At 66.6% G+C, this 17,195-nt stretch carries 16 protein-coding genes; 12 read left to right on the forward strand and 4 right to left on the reverse strand.

Going from position 1 to position 17,195, the window contains the following annotated elements; genetic code table 11:
* Positions 1-16 precede the first annotated feature (16 nt).
* The 9 genes from soxY to ACFQ2S_RS07465 all read left to right on the forward strand — a co-directional run bounded on the left by soxY (position 17) and on the right by ACFQ2S_RS07465 (position 9,848).
* Positions 17-433 carry a thiosulfate oxidation carrier protein SoxY gene (gene soxY / locus ACFQ2S_RS07425; protein WP_386073822.1) on the forward strand — a complete coding sequence of 139 codons (417 nt, stop codon included), beginning with the start codon at positions 17-19 and terminating at the stop codon, positions 431-433.
* 20 nt (positions 434-453) lie between these two features.
* Positions 454-783: a thiosulfate oxidation carrier complex protein SoxZ gene (gene soxZ / locus ACFQ2S_RS07430; RefSeq protein ID WP_386073823.1), complete on the forward strand. Its 330-nt coding sequence runs from the start codon at positions 454-456 to the stop codon at positions 781-783.
* Between the two features lie 80 nt (positions 784-863).
* Positions 864-1,721, forward strand: a complete 858-nt coding sequence (gene soxA, locus ACFQ2S_RS07435; protein ID WP_386073824.1) for a sulfur oxidation c-type cytochrome SoxA — start codon at positions 864-866, stop codon at positions 1,719-1,721.
* A 120-nt stretch (positions 1,722-1,841) separates the two neighbouring features.
* Positions 1,842-3,545 carry a thiosulfohydrolase SoxB gene (gene soxB / locus ACFQ2S_RS07440; protein ID WP_386073825.1) on the forward strand — a complete coding sequence of 568 codons (1,704 nt, stop codon included), beginning with the start codon at positions 1,842-1,844 and terminating at the stop codon, positions 3,543-3,545.
* A 72-nt stretch (positions 3,546-3,617) separates the two neighbouring features.
* Positions 3,618-4,889, forward strand: a complete 1,272-nt coding sequence (soxC, locus tag ACFQ2S_RS07445; RefSeq protein WP_386073826.1) for a sulfite dehydrogenase — start codon at positions 3,618-3,620, stop codon at positions 4,887-4,889.
* A gap of 307 nt (positions 4,890-5,196) precedes the next feature.
* Positions 5,197-6,294 (forward strand): c-type cytochrome, encoded by a 1,098-nt coding sequence (locus ACFQ2S_RS07450; protein WP_386074303.1) that lies wholly within the window; start codon positions 5,197-5,199, stop codon positions 6,292-6,294.
* A 134-nt stretch (positions 6,295-6,428) separates the two neighbouring features.
* Positions 6,429-6,866: a DUF302 domain-containing protein gene (locus ACFQ2S_RS07455; RefSeq protein ID WP_386073827.1), complete on the forward strand. Its 438-nt coding sequence runs from the start codon at positions 6,429-6,431 to the stop codon at positions 6,864-6,866.
* A gap of 281 nt (positions 6,867-7,147) precedes the next feature.
* Complete coding sequence (locus ACFQ2S_RS07460) at positions 7,148-8,671, forward strand: bifunctional aminoglycoside phosphotransferase/ATP-binding protein (RefSeq protein ID WP_386073828.1); 1,524 nt, start codon at positions 7,148-7,150, stop codon at positions 8,669-8,671.
* 142 nt (positions 8,672-8,813) lie between these two features.
* On the forward strand, positions 8,814-9,848 hold the full coding sequence (locus ACFQ2S_RS07465) for a calcium-binding protein (RefSeq protein WP_386073829.1): 1,035 nt from the start codon (positions 8,814-8,816) through the stop codon (positions 9,846-9,848).
* 12 nt (positions 9,849-9,860) lie between these two features.
* Here the strand turns inward: ACFQ2S_RS07465 and ACFQ2S_RS07470 are convergent, their stop codons facing one another.
* Complete coding sequence (locus tag ACFQ2S_RS07470) at positions 9,861-10,274, reverse strand: hypothetical protein (protein ID WP_386073830.1); 414 nt, start codon at positions 10,272-10,274, stop codon at positions 9,861-9,863.
* A 167-nt stretch (positions 10,275-10,441) separates the two neighbouring features.
* Here ACFQ2S_RS07470 and ACFQ2S_RS07475 point away from each other — a divergent pair, with 167 nt between their 5' ends.
* The 3 genes from ACFQ2S_RS07475 (at position 10,442) to ACFQ2S_RS07485 (ending at position 14,229) form a co-directional block, all read left to right on the forward strand.
* Complete coding sequence (locus ACFQ2S_RS07475) at positions 10,442-11,440, forward strand: hypothetical protein (protein WP_386073831.1); 999 nt, start codon at positions 10,442-10,444, stop codon at positions 11,438-11,440.
* Positions 11,441-11,653: 213 nt separating this feature from the next.
* A complete protein-coding gene (gene cysG / locus ACFQ2S_RS07480; protein WP_386073832.1) occupies positions 11,654-13,039 on the forward strand; it encodes a siroheme synthase CysG in 1,386 nt (461 codons plus the stop codon).
* Between the two features lie 89 nt (positions 13,040-13,128).
* Complete coding sequence (locus ACFQ2S_RS07485; RefSeq protein WP_386073833.1) at positions 13,129-14,229, forward strand: hypothetical protein; 1,101 nt, start codon at positions 13,129-13,131, stop codon at positions 14,227-14,229.
* A 21-nt stretch (positions 14,230-14,250) separates the two neighbouring features.
* On the opposite strand, the gene ACFQ2S_RS07490 is transcribed toward ACFQ2S_RS07485, so the two are convergent.
* Genes ACFQ2S_RS07490 through ACFQ2S_RS07500 form a run of 3 tightly spaced genes read right to left on the reverse strand, consistent with a single transcriptional unit; the run spans position 14,251 to position 17,124 of the window.
* On the reverse strand, positions 14,251-15,363 hold the full coding sequence (locus ACFQ2S_RS07490) for an ABC transporter ATP-binding protein (protein ID WP_386073834.1): 1,113 nt from the start codon (positions 15,361-15,363) through the stop codon (positions 14,251-14,253).
* Positions 15,364-15,367: 4 nt separating this feature from the next.
* Positions 15,368-16,249, reverse strand: coding sequence for a carbohydrate ABC transporter permease (locus tag ACFQ2S_RS07495; protein WP_386073835.1), 882 nt, complete (start codon positions 16,247-16,249; stop codon positions 15,368-15,370).
* Positions 16,246-17,124: a carbohydrate ABC transporter permease gene (locus tag ACFQ2S_RS07500; RefSeq protein ID WP_089232242.1), complete on the reverse strand. Its 879-nt coding sequence runs from the start codon at positions 17,122-17,124 to the stop codon at positions 16,246-16,248. The genes ACFQ2S_RS07495 and ACFQ2S_RS07500 overlap by 4 nt, the downstream gene beginning before the upstream one ends.
* Between the last annotated feature and the right edge of the window lie 71 nt (positions 17,125-17,195).

Raw genomic sequence — 17,195 nt, forward strand, 5'->3', positions numbered from 1 at the left:
AACCAAGGAGAGAGAGATGAACTTCTCACGACGCGAGACGCTGGCCCTGGGCCTCGGCGCCGCCGCGATGGGCTTCATGCCCTTCCGTGTGAACGCCGCCGCCGAGGATGCCATTGCCGCCTTTACCGGGGGCGCCGAGCTCGGCTCCGGCGGGCTGACCCTGACCGCACCGGAGATCGCCGAGAACGGCAACACCGTTCCGATCGCTGTGGATGCTCCCGGCGCGGCCGCAATCCTGCTGCTGGCCACCGGCAACCCGACCCCCGGCGTGGCCGAGTTCAAGTTCGGCGAACTCGCGGGCAGCCAGATGGCCTCTACCCGCATTCGCCTCGCCGGCACGCAGGACGTCGTCGCAATTGCCAAGATGGCGGACGGCAGCTTCGTTCAGGCTTCTTCGACCGTAAAGGTCACCATCGGCGGCTGCGGCGGCTGAGAGAACAGGAGACATAGAAAATGGCAGATGGTGTCAAACCCCGCGTCAAGGTGCCGAAGTCTGCGGCCGCCGGTGACGTGATCGCGATCAAGACGCTGATCTCGCACCCGATGGAATCGGGGCAGCGCAAGGATGGCGACGGCAATCCGATCCCGCGCTCGATCATCAATCGGTTCACCTGCGACTTCAACGGCAAGAACGTCATCGACGTGACGCTGGAGCCGGCGATCTCGACGAACCCGTATTTCGAGTTCGACGCGATGGTGCCGGAAGCGGGTGAATTCAAGTTCACCTGGTACGACGACGACGGCTCCGTCTACGAAGACGTCAAACCGATCTCGATCGGCTGAGCCTCGCCAGGGCAAGGGAAGGAAAGCCCGGCTCCCGGAAGTACTCCGGGGGCGGGCAACCCACAGGGAGGACACGAGACATGAAATTCAAGGCAATGACGGCGCTTGCCGGTGCACTTGCCATCTCCGCCGTCGGAGCCGCGAATGCTGACCCCGTCGAAGATACGCTGGTGATCAACGACGAGCTCGAGATGGTCACCAAGACGGCCGCGCCGGAGCACATGGAATATATCGACGAGATCTATTCCGGCTGGCATTTCCGCGAGGATGACACGCGCGACATGCAGCGGGACGATTTCGACAACGCGGGCATGCTCGGGGTCGAGGCGGCCATGGATGCCTGGGACACGGTCGAAGGCACAGCCGGCAAAGCGTGCTCCGACTGCCACGGTGCGATCGACGAAGACCAGATGGTAGGAGTCAGGGCGGTCTATCCCAAGTGGAACGAGGCCGCGGGTGAGGTCTGGACCATCGAGATGGCGATGAATTCTTGCCGTACCGAGCAGATGGGCGCCGAGGCTTGGGGCTATAACAGCGCCGACATGATAAACATGACTGCGTTGATGTCCTATGTCTCCCGCGGACTGCCCGTCAATGTGGCCATCGACGGCCCTGCCGCCGAGACCTGGGAGAAGGGCAAGGAGATCTACTACACGCGGTTTGGTCAACTGGAGCTCGCCTGTGCGAACTGCCACGAGGACAACTACGGCAACATGATACGTGCCGACCACCTGAGCCAGGGCCAGGTCAACGGCTTCCCGGCCTACCGCCTGAAGGACGCCAAGCTCGTCGGGTTGCATAACCGGTTCAAGGGCTGCATCCGCGACACCCGCGCCGAGCCGTTCGACATCGGCAGCCCGGAGTTCGTGGCGCTGGAGCTTTATGTGACGTCTCGCGGCAACGGTCTGTCTGTCGAGGGACCGTCGATCCGCAACTGAGCTGACATGCCCGCATCGGCCAGAAGCCGGTGCGGGTTTTTTGTGTTCAGAAATATTCAAAATTGCGCATGTTTGCCGCATTGACAGGGCAGCCCGCGCCACCACGAGGAAAAGAATCGCATGATCTCGCGCCGTGACTTTCTGCAGGTCTCGATGGCTGCCTCCGCCATCGTCGGGGCTTCCGGTTTCGGAAGCTGGGGCCGGCTTGCCGCCCAGCAGGCGTTGACCCAGGACCAGCTCCTGGACTTCGACACCTTCGGCAACGTGACCCTGATCCATGTCACCGATATCCACGCGCAGCTCAAGCCAATCTATTTCCGCGAGCCGGAGATCAACCTCGGCGTGGGCGATGCGCGCGGCCAGATCCCGCACATCACCGGGGCGGAGTTCCGCAAGCTCTATGGTATCGAGGATGGCAGCCCCTCCGCCTATTCGCTGACCTACGACGATTTCGCGGCGCTCGGGAAGGAATACGGGCAGGTCGGGGGGCTCGACCGGGTCTCCACCGTGATCAACGCCATCCGCGCGGCACGTCCCGACGCGCTGCTGCTCGACGGCGGCGACACCTGGCACGGCTCCTATACCTGCTATCACACTCAGGGCCAGGACATGGTCAACGTGATGAACAAGCTCGCGCCCGACGCGATGACCTTCCATTGGGAGTTCACCCTGGGCTCGGAAAGGGTGCACGAGATCCTCGCCGATCTGCCCTTCGCGGCGCTCGGCCAGAACATCTTCGACCAGGAATGGGACGAGCCCAGCGAGAATTTCGAGAGCTACAAGCTGTTCGAGCGTGGCGGAACGCTGGTCGCGGTGATCGGCCAGGCCTTCCCCTACATGCCGATCGCCAACCCCGGCTGGATGTTCCCCGAATACTCCTTTGGCATTCGCGACGAGCGGATGCAGGAGATGGTGGACGAGGCGAGGGGAGAGGGCGCCGAACTGGTCGTCGTGCTCAGCCACAACGGCTTCGACGTCGACAAGAAGATGGCTTCGCGCGTGTCGGGCATCGACGTGATCCTCTCAGGCCACACCCACGACGCCGTGCCCGAGCCGGTGCTGGTGGGCGAGACGATCATCATCGCCTCCGGTTCCAACGGCAAGTTCGTCTCCCGCGTGGATCTCGACGTGCGCGACGGCAAGATGATGGGCTTCAAGCACAAGCTGATCCCGATCTTCTCTGACGTGATCGAGCCCGACGCCGAAATGACCGCGCTGATCGACGAGCAGCGCGCGCCCTATCTCGACCAGCTCACCGAGGTGATCGGCCAGCTCGACATGGACGCGGTGCTCTACCGCCGCGGTAATTTCAACGGCTCCTGGGACGACCTGATCTGCGACGCGCTGCTCTCGGAGCGCGAGGCCGACATCGCCATGTCGCCCGGCGTTCGCTGGGGGCCGTCGCTGATGCCGGGGCAGGAGATCACCCGCGAGGACATCTGGAACGTCACTTCGATGACTTATCCGAACGCCTACCGCACCGAGATGACCGGCGAGTTCATCCACGTCATCCTCGAGGACGTGGCCGACAACCTGTTCAACCCCGATCCGTATTACCAGCAGGGTGGCGACATGGTCCGGATCGGCGGCATGGGTTACGACATCGACATCACCAAGCCGCAGGGCAGCCGTATCACCAACCTGACCCTGCTCAAGACCGGCGAGGCGATCGACCCGGCCAAGACCTACATGGTCGCTGGCTGGGCGAGCGTGAACGAGGGCACCGAGGGCCCGCCGATCTGGGACGTGGTCGAGAGCCACATCCGCAAGCTCGGCACCGTCTCCACGCGGCCGAACAATTCCGTCACCGTCACCGGCGCCTGACGCCGGCGTCACCAAACATCGCCGCGGGGCCACCCCGACGGCCGAACGCAACATCAAGGAGGGACATCCCCGATGACCACCAAAGACAAGGCGCCCAGCCCGTCGCGGCGGCAGTTCCTGACCGGCGCCGCCGCTGTCGGTGCCGGCGCCGTGGCGGCCGGCGCCAGCCGCGCCGCCGGACCCGATCCGCTGATCACCGAGGTTCAGGAATGGGCCACTGGCATGGGGGCTGGCGTCGATGCGACGCCCTACGGCCTGCCGATCGAATTCGAGGGCGACGTGGTGCGCCGCAACGTGGAATGGCTGACCGCCGACACGATCTCCTCGATCAATTTCACGCCGATCCACGCGCTCGACGGCACGATCACCCCGCAGGGCTGCGCCTTCGAGCGGCACCATTCGGGCGCGATCTCGCTGCGCAAGGAAGACTACCGGCTGATGATCAACGGTCTCGTCGATCAGGAGCTGGTCTTCACCTATGCCGATCTCGAGCGCTTCCCGCGCGAGAACCGGGTCTATTTCTGCGAATGCGCGGCGAACTCGGGCATGGAATGGGCCGGGGCGCAGCTTAACGGCGCGCAGTTCACCCACGGCATGATCCACAACATGGAATATTCCGGGGTTCCGCTTCGCACGCTTCTGAACGAGGCGGGCGTGAAGCCGGAAGGCAGCTGGGTCTATGTGGAAGGCGCCGACGCCTCATCCAACGGCCGCTCGATCCCGCTGGAAAAGGCGCTGGACGACGTTCTGGTGGCTTTCAAGGCCAATGGCGAGGCGCTGCGCATGGAGCATGGCTACCCGGTGCGCCTCGTGGTGCCCGGCTGGGAAGGCAACATGTGGGTGAAGTGGCTGCGCCGGATCGAGGTGACGGACGCCGCCGTGGAAAGCCGCGAAGAGACCTCGAAATACACCGACACGCTGGCTGACGGTACCAGCCGCAAATGGACCTGGGAGATGGACGCGAAATCCGTCATCACGTCGCCCAGCCCGCAGGCCCCCATCACTCACGGGCCGGGGCCGCTCGTGATCACCGGCCTGGCCTGGTCCGGTCGCGGAGCGATCACCGGGGTCGACGTTTCGGTCGACGGCGGCAAGAACTGGCAGAAGGCCCGTCTTGCCGCACCAGGTCAGGACAAGGCGCTCACGCGCTTCTACCTCGACACGGTCTGGAGCGGCGAGGAGATGTTCCTGCAATCGCGGGCGCGCGACGAGACCGGTTATGTCCAGCCGACCAAGAACCAGCTCCGCGAGGTGCGCGGGCTGAACTCGATCTATCACAACAACGGTATCCAGACCTGGTGGGTCAACGCCGACGGGGAGGCCGAAAATGTCGAAATTTCCTAACCAGCTTGCCCTAGTGAGCCTGGTCGGCGTCTCGGCCATCGCTCTGGCGGTCGGGATGTCGGAGCGCGCCGCCCACAAGGCGGCGGAGACGGCCCACGAGGCGGCGCTGCATGCCGAGGCGGTGGCGAAGTCCGCCGTGCCGCACGATCCGGCGGGAGCCGAGGTCGCCGATGCGGCACCGGCGAAAGAAGCCCCGGCCGAAGAGGTGGCCGAAGCACCCGCTCCGGACGCCCCCGCGGAACCGGTGGCCGTGGCCGTGGTCGATGGCGCGACCGACAAGCTCGACGGCCAGGGCGACACCGATGCGATGACGGGCGAGGACACCGCTGCCGCGCATGGCAAGTTCGGCCTTGGCCGCGCCGCGCTGCCCGAGGAGGTCGCCGCCTGGAACCTCGACATCATGCCCGACGGCACCGGGCTGCCCGATGGCGAGGGCGATGTCTGGACCGGCGAGGAGGTCTTTGCCGACAATTGCGCGGTCTGCCACGGCGACTTCGCCGAGGGCGTCGACAACTGGCCCAAGCTGGCGGGCGGCATGGACACGCTGGACCGTGAGGATCCGCTCAAGACGGTCGGCTCCTACTGGCCCTACCTGTCCACGGCCTTCGACTACGTTCGCCGCTCGATGCCCTTCGGCGCGGCCCAGACGATGAGCGACGACGACGTCTATGCAATTGTGGCCTACATCCTCTATTCCAACGACCTGGTGGATGACGATTTCGTCCTCTCGAAAGAGACCTTCCTGGAGGTCGAGATGCCCAATGCCGAAGGGTTCATCGTCGACGACCGGGCGGAAACGGAGCTGGGGATGTTCAGCGCCGAGCCTTGCATGGAGAACTGCAAGGAGAGCGTCGAGATCACCATGCGCGCGGCCGTCCTCGACGTGACGCCGCAGGACGCGGGCGTCCCAGCGGGAACCGCCGAGGCCGAGCCCGTGCAGGTCGCTGCCGCGGCAGAGCCGGCGGCCACGCCGGAAGCGGTGGCAGCCCCTGCTGCCGAGGAAGCCCCTGCTGCCGAGGAAGCCGCCGCAGCCCCTGCTGCCGAGGAAGCCGCCGCAGCCCCTGCCGCTGCTGCCGATGCGCCCGATCCGGAGCTCGTCGCCGCAGGCGAGAAGGTGTTCAAGAAGTGCCAGGCCTGCCACCAGGTGGGCGAAGGCGCGGTGAACAAGGTTGGCCCCACGCTCAACGGGATCGTCGGCCGCGCTGCCGGTTCCGGAGAGGGCTTCAAGTATTCCAAGGTGATGGCGGGTGCCGGGGCGGACGGCCTCGTCTGGACCGACGAGACGCTTGCCGAATACCTGGCCAACCCGAAGGCCTATCTGAAGGGCAACCGAATGTCCTTTGCCGGCCTGAAGAAGGCGGAGGATACTGCAGCGGTCATCGCGTATCTCAAGGCGCATCCCTGAGGGGGACTGACGCAAGACCATCTGCTTCGGCCCCGTGGGGCCGGGGCTGACTGCGCAGGACGCCACCTCGGGGCCACGGATCGGTCGGGGCAGGGCTGTCAGGGACCAGAAGACGGACAACAGAGGAGGAAGAAATGCGCTACCATATCTCTACCATCGCAGCGGCGGCTTTCGCGCTGGCGTTGCCGGCCAGTGCCCAGGAGGCTGTTCTGCATGATTTCGACGGCTCCTTCGAGGATGCGACCTTTGCCATCGAGTCGGCCATCGTCGGGCGAGGGCTGGTTGTCGACTACGTGAGCCATGTCGGCGAGATGCTCGCCCGCACCGGCGCCGACGTGGGCAGCGACGTGACCATCTTCGATGCGGCCGACGTCTTCCTGTTCTGCTCCGCGGTGGTGTCGAGGAGCGTGATGGAAGCCGACCCGATGAACGTGGTCCACTGCCCATACAACGTCTTTGTCCTGGAAAAGGACGGGAAGGTGCAGGTCGGTCATCGGACCTATCCCGAAGGTCCGATGCAGGAAGTGCAGCAATTGCTGGACGAGATCGTGCGGGAGGCCGCCGACGGGTAGATCCGATCCGGGCCGGGTGACCCGGCCTGCGAATTCGTCAAAGCCAGATAAAGGCGAGGACGGGGGTGCTGCCTCCGTCGCGGCATAAGGCGCGCCATTTGCGGGCTATTTGCACGCAGGCGATGCGGCGGACCTTGTCCGGATGGTCCAGTGCGATTTCATGGCGTCGCACCCGGGGGCTCGGCGCTTGACCTCGGGCGCGGGAACCGCAACCTGAGTGCAAGTGCGCTCGTTGCCCGGGCGAGAGTTCCCGTCCGCGGCACGGCAGGGGAGCCGCCATCATGCACGCCGCCGCTCAGGACGCCGTCATCGCTTTTCTGACCGATCCCGCCAACGAGCGCGGGGCGGAGCCGGTGAAGGTGATCCGAACCCACATCTCGGTCGTCGTGCTGAACGGGGACCGGGCCTACAAGCTCAAGCGCGCGGTCCGGCTGCCTTACACGGATTTTTCGACGGCCGACCTGCGGCTCGCCACCTGCAAGGCGGAATTCGCGCTCAATACGCCCACGGCGCCCTCGCTCTATCTCGGCGTGCGACGGATTACCCGTGCGGCGGGGGGCGGGCTGGAGTTCGACGGGCCGGGAGCGCTCGTGGATGCGGTTGTCGAGATGGTGCGGTTCGACGAGCGCGACCTGTTCGACCGGCTGGCAGAAGGGGGCGCGCTGACGCCCGGGCTCATGGCCACGCTGGCGCACGGGATCGCGCAGTTCCACGCCGAAGCTCCCGTGATCCGAGCGGGTGGCGGGGCAGAGAACATGGCCGGCGTCCTGGACATCAACCGGGCCGGCTTCGCGACCGGCGAGGTGTTCGGCGAGGCCGAGGTTGCCGCCTTCGACGCCGCCTTTCGCCAGCGTCTGGAGCGGCACGCGGCCGTTCTGGACGCGCGCGAGGCGAGGGGGCTCGTGCGGCGATGCCACGGCGACCTGCACCTGCGCAACATCTGCCTTTTCGACGGCCGGCCGACCCTGTTCGACTGCATCGATTTCAACGACCAGATCGCCACGGTCGACGTGCTCTATGACCTCGCGTTCCTGCTGATGGACCTCTGGCATCGCAACCTGGGCGGCCTGGCAAACCTCGTGGCCAACCGCTATTTCGACGAGATCGGGGAGGATGCCGGCTATGAGTTGCTGCCGTTCTTCATGGCCGTGCGGGCGGCGGTCCGGGCGCATGTAACGGGGACCTTCGCGAAGGATTGCGGGGCGGATGCGCCGCGCCAGGCGGCCATCGCGCGGGAATACTTCGATCTCGCGCTGGAGCTGCTGGACGCGGAACCCTGCGGGGTAACGGCCATCGGCGGATTCTCCGGCAGCGGCAAGACGACAATCGCCGAGACGCTGGCCCCGCGGATGCCGCCGCCGCCCGGCGCGCGGGTGGTGGAAAGCGACCGCACCCGCAAGGCGATGTTCGGCGTGCCGGCCGAAACGCCGCTGCCGCCCGAGGCCTATGACGCCGAGGTATCCGACGAGGTCTACGGCCGGCTGGCGGCCCGGTCGCGGGCGCTTGTCGAGGCCGGTGCGAGTGTGGTCGTCGACGCGGTCTTCGACCGCTCGGATCGCCGCGCTGCGCTGGCGGAGGCGTTGTGCGGGCACCGGTTTGCCGGTTTCTGGCTGGCGGCGGATCCGGATGTCCTCCGCCACAGGATCGAGGTCCGGCCCAAGGGCCCGTCCGATGCCACGGTCGAGGTGCTGGAGGCCCAGTTGGCCCGCGCGACCGGTTCGGTGGAATGGTCCGCGATCCCGAGCGAGCAATCCGCCGAAGAGGTGGTGCAGGCGATGCTGGCAGGATGCCTCCAGGGCCGGTGACGCGGATCGAGCGTGGCCTGCGCTCCGCAATCCCGGCACTTTGTCGAAACACTGTGCCCTGAATTCCGGCCGGGCGTGTTAGGCTGGCCGAAATCGCTCGCGGCGCGCAAGCCGTCGCCTTTCCGTCACCAGGGAGCGCCCCATGCCGATGATTTATGTCGAAGCGAGACCAGTCGCGCTCGGGCTCGTTCCGCTCGGGGCCGATCACCTCTATCTCGTCTATCGGAGCGACTTCGGCCAGGACTACGTCATCGGCGGCGGCCCGGACGGGCCGGAGGGTGTCGTGGGCGGCGGGTTCGACATTCAGGTTAACCAGCCCATCGAGAGCTCTCCGGAAGCGCGCGGCGGCGAGAGCCCGTCGGATCGAGATGCGGTGGCGCTTGACTTTCCGGACCTGACGGTGGACGAGGCCTGGGCGCTGATGGTGCGTTACGCGCGGATGATCGACGAGGCCGACATCCGCTACGATTTCACCTCCACCAACAGCAACGCCCTGATCGGCGCGCTGGTCGAGGCGGCAGGGGGTGATGACGATTTTCCGCCCGATACCGGCAGCCCGCTCGGCCCGGTGGGGCTGTCATCTGCGGAGGATATCCTGTCCAGCGTCACGCCGCCGGCGGACGGCGTGCTGCGCGGAACGGCGGCGGACGATTCCTTCGTGATGGCAGAGGTGCATGGCGAGGAGATCCGCGGCCGCGGCGGCGACGACCTGCTGGTGGGCGGCGGCGGGGACGACAGCCTCTATGGCGGTGCGGACGACGATGTGGCCCGCGGCGGTACCGGCAGCGACCTGCTCGCCGGTCAGCGCGGCGCGGACCGGTTGTTCGGCGGGCGCGGCAGCGATACGCTTGCCGGCGGAGCACAGGCCGACCTGCTGAACGGCGGGCTGGGGGCGGATGTGCTGACGGGCGGTGGCGGCGCGGATCGGTTCATCTTCAGCGCCAAGGTCTTCGGGCAGGACATCATCGCCGATTTCCGCCCGGTCGCATTGGGCGGGGCCTCGGACCTTCTTGTCCTGTCCACGGACGAGGTTGCGGATGCGGACGCGTTTCTCGCAGCCTGCCGAGAGGAGGGCGGGGACACCGTCTTCGATGCCGGTGGCGATGGGCTGAACACGATCACTCTGGCGGGCGTCAGCCTTTCGGACCTCGGGGCGGCGGATCTGGAGTTCGTCTGAACCTCGCCTGGTTCAGGGCATCAGCACATCCCTACGGGTATAGATGGCCTCATCGGCCATCCCGTCGTCATAGGTCAGCCGCAGCCGGATTGTCTCGACGCTGCCGAGCGGTGCGGTGACATAGATCGGATGCGCATCGCCGGTGATCGCATTCGGCGTGGCGGTGTCGGTGTGGCAGGGCTCCATCTCCAGCGGCGTCTCCGCTGGCGCGTCGTTGAAGCCGTAATGCACCGTCTCCAGCCCGCAACGCCAGGCGAGGACGGAGGTGAAGTAGACGAGGTCCTGACCATCGTATTCCCGCACGGCGATCCAGCTTGCCCTTTGCATGTTCAGGATCGGGCGAACCTCGGCGGCGGTCGTGAAATCCTCCGCAGCGAGCGGCGTGGCCAGAAGCGCGGCAAGGCAGGCAAGGGCGGGGCGGATCATGGCGGCCTCCTGAGCGTCTGTGACGACGGGAAAAGCCTGCATCGGGGGCGGCCGTCTGGCAACCAGGGAGAGGCACGGCGCCGAAAATTGCCGCGCTCGGTTCTTCATCTGGCCCTTGTTGCCGCCTATGGTCGCGGGAAGAACGAACCGCGGACGGCACGGGCAGGATGCAGACCATTTCGGGGAAACCCTTCAACATCGCGGCCATCGCCCAGGGCGGTCGGCTGCAATACGAGGCGTTGCTTCTGGTTGCCTCCCTGCGGGCCTGCGATCCGGACTTCCCGGGCCGGATCATCCTGCTGGAGCCGCAGCCCGGTGGCGCCTGGCCGGAGGATCCCCGGATCCGGGGCGAAGCGACCCGTGTCGCCCTCGACCGGCTTGGTGCAGAAATCATCCCCTTCGAGGCCCGTCATTTCGGCGCGGCCTATCCGCAAGGCAACAAGATCGAGGCACTGGCGGCCCTGCCGGAAGGGGAACCCTTTCTCTTTCTCGACAGCGACACGCTGATCACCGGCCCGCTCTCTGTTGTGCCCTTCGACTTCGACCGGCCCTCGGCCTCGATGCGGCGGGAACCGACCTGGCCCGAGATCGAGCTTTATGGACCGGGCTACAACGAGATCTGGAGCAGCCTCTACCGCCGCTTCGGGCTCGATTTCGACAGCTCGCTCGACCTTTCCCAGTCCGACGGCTACTGGCAGCGATACCTCTATTTTAACGCGGGCTGGTTCTTCTTCCGCGACCCGCAGGCATTTGGCGCGCGGTTCCTCGAGTTCGCCCGGTCGGTGCGGGGTGACCCGCCGGAGGAACTGGTCTGCCAGTCGCTCGACCCCTGGCTTGACCAGGTCGTTCTGCCGCTGGTGATTCATTCCTTCGGGGGCGGCCGGCCGGGGCCTGAGCTCGCGGGAATGGACGGCGATGTAACCTGCCACTGGCGGGTCATGCCGCTGCTCTACGCGCGCGAAAGCGACCGGGCCGTCGAGGTGCTCGAGCAGGTCGCGGCTCCGAACTGGATCAAGAAGGCGCTGAAGGAGCACGAGCCCTTCCTGCGGATGATCTACCAGGGGCGCGGGCACAAGGTGCGGGCCATGTTCGACCGCGCGAACCTGCCGCGGCCGGAGCAGAAGATCCGCAACAGGATCAAGGCCGCGAAGCTCTGGATGCGCTGATCCCGGCCACCTGCCGGACGGGGTGCGCCAAGCCGCTTTTCGCAGGCGCAGCATCTTTTGCTTGATCGCGGAGGCCGGGCGCGTTTAATCTGGCGTTGGTGGCAACGGCGCCGCCTTTCCCGAAGACCGGGCCCATGAGCAAGGCTGCTCGACCTGTCGCGACATTCGTCGCGCGCATGTCGGCGGCCTTTTTGCATTTGAAAGGCGATCAAGATGAAGAACTTTCCGATGTTCCTCCGCATGGACGGTCGGCGGGTGGTGATCTGTGGCGGTGGGGGCGAGGCGGCGCGCAAGACGCGGCTGGTGCTCAAGACCGAGGCCGAGATCGTCGTTTTGGCGCCGGAGCTGGACCCGGAACTCTCGGGGCTGGTGGCCTCGGGGCGCGCGGTGCACCATCCGGCATTGCGCGAGGATACCTTCGACCGCGCCGCGCTGGCCTTTGTCGCCACCGGCTGCCCGGGGCTCGACGCTGCGCTGGCGGATGCCGCGCGCCGGGCAGGGGCCGTGGTCAACGTGGTCGACCGGCCTGGCATGTGCGATGCCTTCACGCCTTCGATCGTGGACCGCGACCCGGTTGTGGTGGCAATCGGCACAGAGGGCGCCGCGCCGGTGCTGGGGCGTGCGATCAAGACCGAGGTGGAAACCATGCTGCCGCCCCGTCTCGGGCCGTTCGTGGCGCTGGCCGGGCGCCTGCGGGATGCAGTCGCCGAGCGGATCGCGCCGTCCGCGCGCCGCGGCTTCTGGGAATGGGCGTTTTCCGGCGAGGCCTATCGCGCGCATATCGACGGGCGGGAGACGGCTGCGGCCGAGCTGCTGAAGGCGGCCATCGAGGCCGCGCAGGTTCCGGCCACCACCGGCCATATCGCGCTGGTCGGCGCGGGGCCGGGGGCGCGGGACCTGCTGACCCTGCGGGCCGTACAACGGCTGCAGCAGGCCGACGTGATCTTCTATGACCGGCTGGTCGACCCGGAGGTGCTCGAGCTGGCCCGGCGCGACGCGGATCGGGTGTTCGTGGGCAAGGAGGTCGGCGCCAGCAGTTGGCCGCAGGACCGGATCGACGCGCTGATCGTCGCCGAGGCGTCGCGCGGGCGGCGGGTTGTCCGGCTCAAGTCCGGCGATCCGTCCGTCTTTGGCCGCGCCGGGGAGGAGCTCGCCGCCGCCCGCGCCGCGGGCATCGAGGTCGAGCTCGTTCCAGGCATTACCGCCGCCTCGGCGGCTGCCGCAAGCCTGCAGCAGCCGCTGACCGAGCGGGGCGAGATCGACACCTTCGTCGCCACCACCGGCACCTGTCGCCCCGGCGACGCCAACCCGCAGCGCGCTGGGCTGGCGCGTCCGGGCAGCTCGGTGGCGTTTTACATGGCCGTGGAACGAGCCGCACAGGTGGAGTCCGACCTGCTGGCCGATGGGGTTCCGGCCTGCTGCCCGGTCGACATCGTGGCCTCGGTCAGCACGGAACGCGAGCGGCATGTGCGGGCGACGCTCGGCACGCTGTCGGAAACGGTCGCGGGCGAAGGCATCCAAAGCCCGGCGATCCTGTTCCTGCGCTATCCAAAGTCGATGGCGGTTGCCGGTTCCGAACAGGCCCGCGCGGTGGCCTGAGCAGGCAGCTCGCGCTGTCCTGTCGTCTGGACATGCCACGCGCATTGCCGCATCACGGCTGCGTAGTGAGCTTTCCCGAGGATCCGACCATGACGACCCAGGCTTTGGCGCACGGCGTGGCGCGGGCAGAGACAGGCATCGCGCGCGTCGAGGTCGACACCGGCACCGGCGGGTTGAACAGCCTGAGCTTCGCCTTCGGCGGTGGCGAGATCGTGCCGCTGCACCGCGCGCCGTGGGTGGACGAGGGGCGCGAGGACGAGCTTGCGTTGATGGACCCGGTGGAGCGCCGGCTCGCCGGCGATTTCTTCTGCGCGCCTTTCGGCGGCAACGATGTGGAGCCGGGGCCGATCCACGGCTGGGCCGCGAACAGCCCCTGGCGGGTCGTGAGCGCGGGGGACGGGGCGCTCGACCTGCGGCTCGATCGGCTGGTACAGGGGGCCCAGATCACCAAGTCGCTGCGGCTTGGCCGGCAGGTGCCGGTTCTCTGCCAGGAGCACCGCATCCTCGGCGGCGAGGGGCGGCTGCCGGTGGCGCATCACCCGATGATCCGGATGCAGGGCGGGGCGCGGTTTTCCTGTTCTGCCAAGCGCTTCGCGGTCACACCTGATGCGCCGCTCGAGGCTGGCCGCAACCGGCTGGCATGTCCTGCACGGGGAGCGGACCTTTCCGCCTTTCCGGCGGCGGGCGGCGACACTGTCGATCTCCACGCCCTGCCGATCGCCGAGGGTTGCGAGGATTTCATCCTGTTGGTGGAGGCGGCGGGTAGCCCGCTCGGCTGGAGTGCTGTGGTGCGCGATGCCGAGGACGACGTGGTGTTGATCCTGAAGGACCCGGCGACGCTTCCGGTGACGATGCTCTGGCACTCCAACGGTGGGCGGGACTATGCGCCCTGGGACGGGCGTCATACCGGCGTGCTGGGCATCGAGGACGGGTGTGCGCCCGGCGCAGGCGGACACAGCGCCGCGTTTCACCCCAACGCGGTCTCGGCCGCAGGGGTGGCGGATGCGCTGGACCTGGCGCCGGGGCGGGAGCACCGGATCGCCCATGCCATCCTCGCCTTCCCGCGCCCCAGGGGCTGGCGGGAGGTGGCCGAGGTCACGCTGGAGGGCGGGCGCCTGCGGGTTGCGGACCAGTCCGGCGATGTGCTGCAGTTCGAATCCGAGCCGGCGTTTGCGGCCGTCGGCCTCTAGCGCCGCGCCTGCGCCCCCGCCTCAGCGGATGCGCAGGGTGGTCTCCGGATCGAAGAACACGGCCTTCGTCATGTTGAAGGAGATCGGGGAGAAGCTCCCGAGCTGGATTTTGGCGTCGGCGCGGAACCGCGCGATGCATTCCTTCCCGCCGAGCGGCGTCAGGGCAAAGGTGTCCGATCCGGCGGGCTGGCTGACCTCGATGTAGCAGTCGCGGGTCTCGATCCGCGGCGAGGTACGGTCCGCGCCGTCGGGGTCGGTCATCGCCTCCGGGCGGATGCCGAAGACAACCGGCTTGCCGAGACGCTCGCGCATCGCGGCAGTGTCGGGGGCGGGCAGGGCGATCTCGCTGCCGCCATGGCCCTTGATCCGGACCTCAAGCCCCTCCGGCCCCTGGTCCAACATCCCGTCGATCAAGTTCATCGAGGGCGAGCCCATGAAATCGGCCACGAACATGTTGTTTGGGTTGTTGTAGACCTCGTCGGGCGTTCCGAACTGCTGGAGATAGCCCGCCTCAAGAACCGCGATCTTCGTGGCCAGCGTCAGCGCCTCGATCTGGTCGTGCGTCACGTAGACGATGGTGGTTCCCATCCGCTGATGCAGCCGCTTGATCTCGGTCCGCATGTCGACCCGCAGCTTGGCGTCGAGGTTGGAGAGCGGCTCGTCGAACAGGAAGACCTGCGGATGGCGCACCAACGCCCGACCCATGGCGACACGCTGGCGCTGCCCGCCGGAGAGCTGGGAAGGTTTGCGGTCGAGCAGTTCGCCGATCTGCAGGATTTCGGCCACTTCTTCGATGGCTTTTTCGCGCTCCGCCTTGTCGATCCCGCGGATCTCCATTCCGAAGGCGATGTTTCCGCGCACAGTCATGTTCGGGTAAAGCGCGTAGGACTGGAACACCATCGCGATATCGCGCTTGGAAGGGTGCAGCCCCTCGACGTTTCGCTCGCCGATGCGGACCTCGCCGGAGGTGATCTTTTCCAGCCCCGCGATGCAGTTGAGCAGGGTGGACTTGCCGCAGCCCGATGGGCCGACGAGCACGAGGAAGCCGCCGTCCTCGATCTCGAGGTCGATGCCCTTCAGGACATCCACAACCCCGAAGCTCTTGGTCAGTTTTTCGATGGTCAGTGAGGCCATGGGATCATCCCTTCACGGCGCCGGCCATCAGGCCACGCACGAAGTAGCGTCCGGAGACGATGTAGACAACAAGGGTGGGAAGGGCGGCGAGGATCGCGCCGGCGAAGTGCACGTTGTATTCCTTCACACCCGTCGAGGAGTTCACCAGGTTGTTCAGCGCCACGGTGATCGGCGTGGAATCGTAGCTGGAGAAGGACGCCCCGAAGAGGAAGTCGTTCCAGACGTTGGTGAACTGCCAGATGATGGTGACGACGAAGATCGGCCCGGAGGAGGGCACGAGGATGCGCCAGAACACTTGGAAGAACGAGGCGCCGTCGATCTGCGCCGCACGCACGAGTTCTGTAGGGAAGGCGGCGTAGTAGTTGCGGAAGAACAGCGTGGTGAAGCCGAGCCCATAGACCGTATGCACCATCACCAGCCCCGGGATCGTGCCCGCCAGCCCCAGCATGCCGAGGATCCGCGCCATCGGGATCAGCACGATCTGGAAGGGGATGAAGCAGGCCAACAGCATCAGCCCGAAGACGAGGTTGGCGCCGCGGAACGACCACTTGGTCAGCACGTAGCCGTTGAGCGCGCCGAGGAAGGTCGAGATCAGGACCGCCGGCACGACCATCAGGATCGAGTTGAGGAAATAGGGGCGCAGCCCCGTCGCCTCGACCCCGACCTGAGTGGTGGACCAGGCGGCCTTCCACGGCTCGAAGGTGATCGCCTTGGGAGGCGCGAGCATGTCGCCGCCGTGGATTTCGTCCAGCGTCTTGAGCGAGTTCGAGACCATCACCCAGAGCGGCAGCAGGTAATAGAGCACGAAGAAGATCAGCAGCGTGTAGATCAGCGCCCGCACCAGGCGGCCGGACTGGATCGCGTTGTCCTGGCTTGGAATGCTCATCGTCTGTCGGCCCCCGCCCGGATTTCGCTGTAGAGATAGGGGATGATGATCGAGAAGATCATCACCAGCATGATGATCGCCGAGGAGGCGCCCACGCCCATCTGGTTACGGGTGAAGGTGTAGGAATACATGAAGGTCGCCGGCATCTCGGTCGCCCGGCCCGGGCCGCCGCCGGTCATCGCCACGACGAGGTCGTAGGACTTGATCGCGAGGTGGGTCAGCACCACGAAGGCCGAGAGGAACACCGGGCGCATCATCGGGATGATGATGCGGCGGTAGATCAGCACGCCCGAGGCGCCATCGACCTGCGCGGCCTTGATGATCTCGTTGTCGACCCCCCGCAGCCCGGCGAGGAACATCGCCATCACGTAGCCGGAGCTCTGCCAGATTGCGGCGATGACGATGGTGTAGATCGCCATGTCACTGTCCTTGATCCAGGTGAACTCGAAGCTCTCCCAGCCCCATTTGTGCATGGTGTTCTGAAGCCCGATGCCGGGGTCGAGGAACCATTTCCAGGCGACGCCGGTGACGATGAAGGAAATCGCCATCGGATAGAGATAGACGGTGCGGATGAAGCCTTCGTTGCGGATCTGCTGGTCGAGCAGGATCGCGAGGAAAAGGCCGAGCACCGAGCTGATGAGGATGTAGAGCGTGCCGAAGATCGCCAGGTTGACCAGGGCGATGTTCCAGTGCTTCAGCCCGAACAGCTTGACGTAATTGGCCAGCCCGATGAAGTCGTTGTTGGGCAACATGCGCGAGTTCGTCATCGACAGCCATCCCGTGTAGAGGATGAAGCCGTAGACGAACAGCAATACGGCGGCGAAGCTAGGGGCCAGCACGATGCGTGGCACCCAGTCCTGAAGGCGGTCTCTCATGAAGGCTCCCTCGGTCCTGAGGGGCCGGCAGACAGGCCGCCGGCCCGGATCGCGGTCGCGCGGGGGCAGGC

Source organism: Tropicimonas aquimaris (assembly GCF_042676185.1).
Classification (GTDB): Bacteria; Pseudomonadota; Alphaproteobacteria; order Rhodobacterales; family Rhodobacteraceae; genus Tropicimonas; species Tropicimonas aquimaris.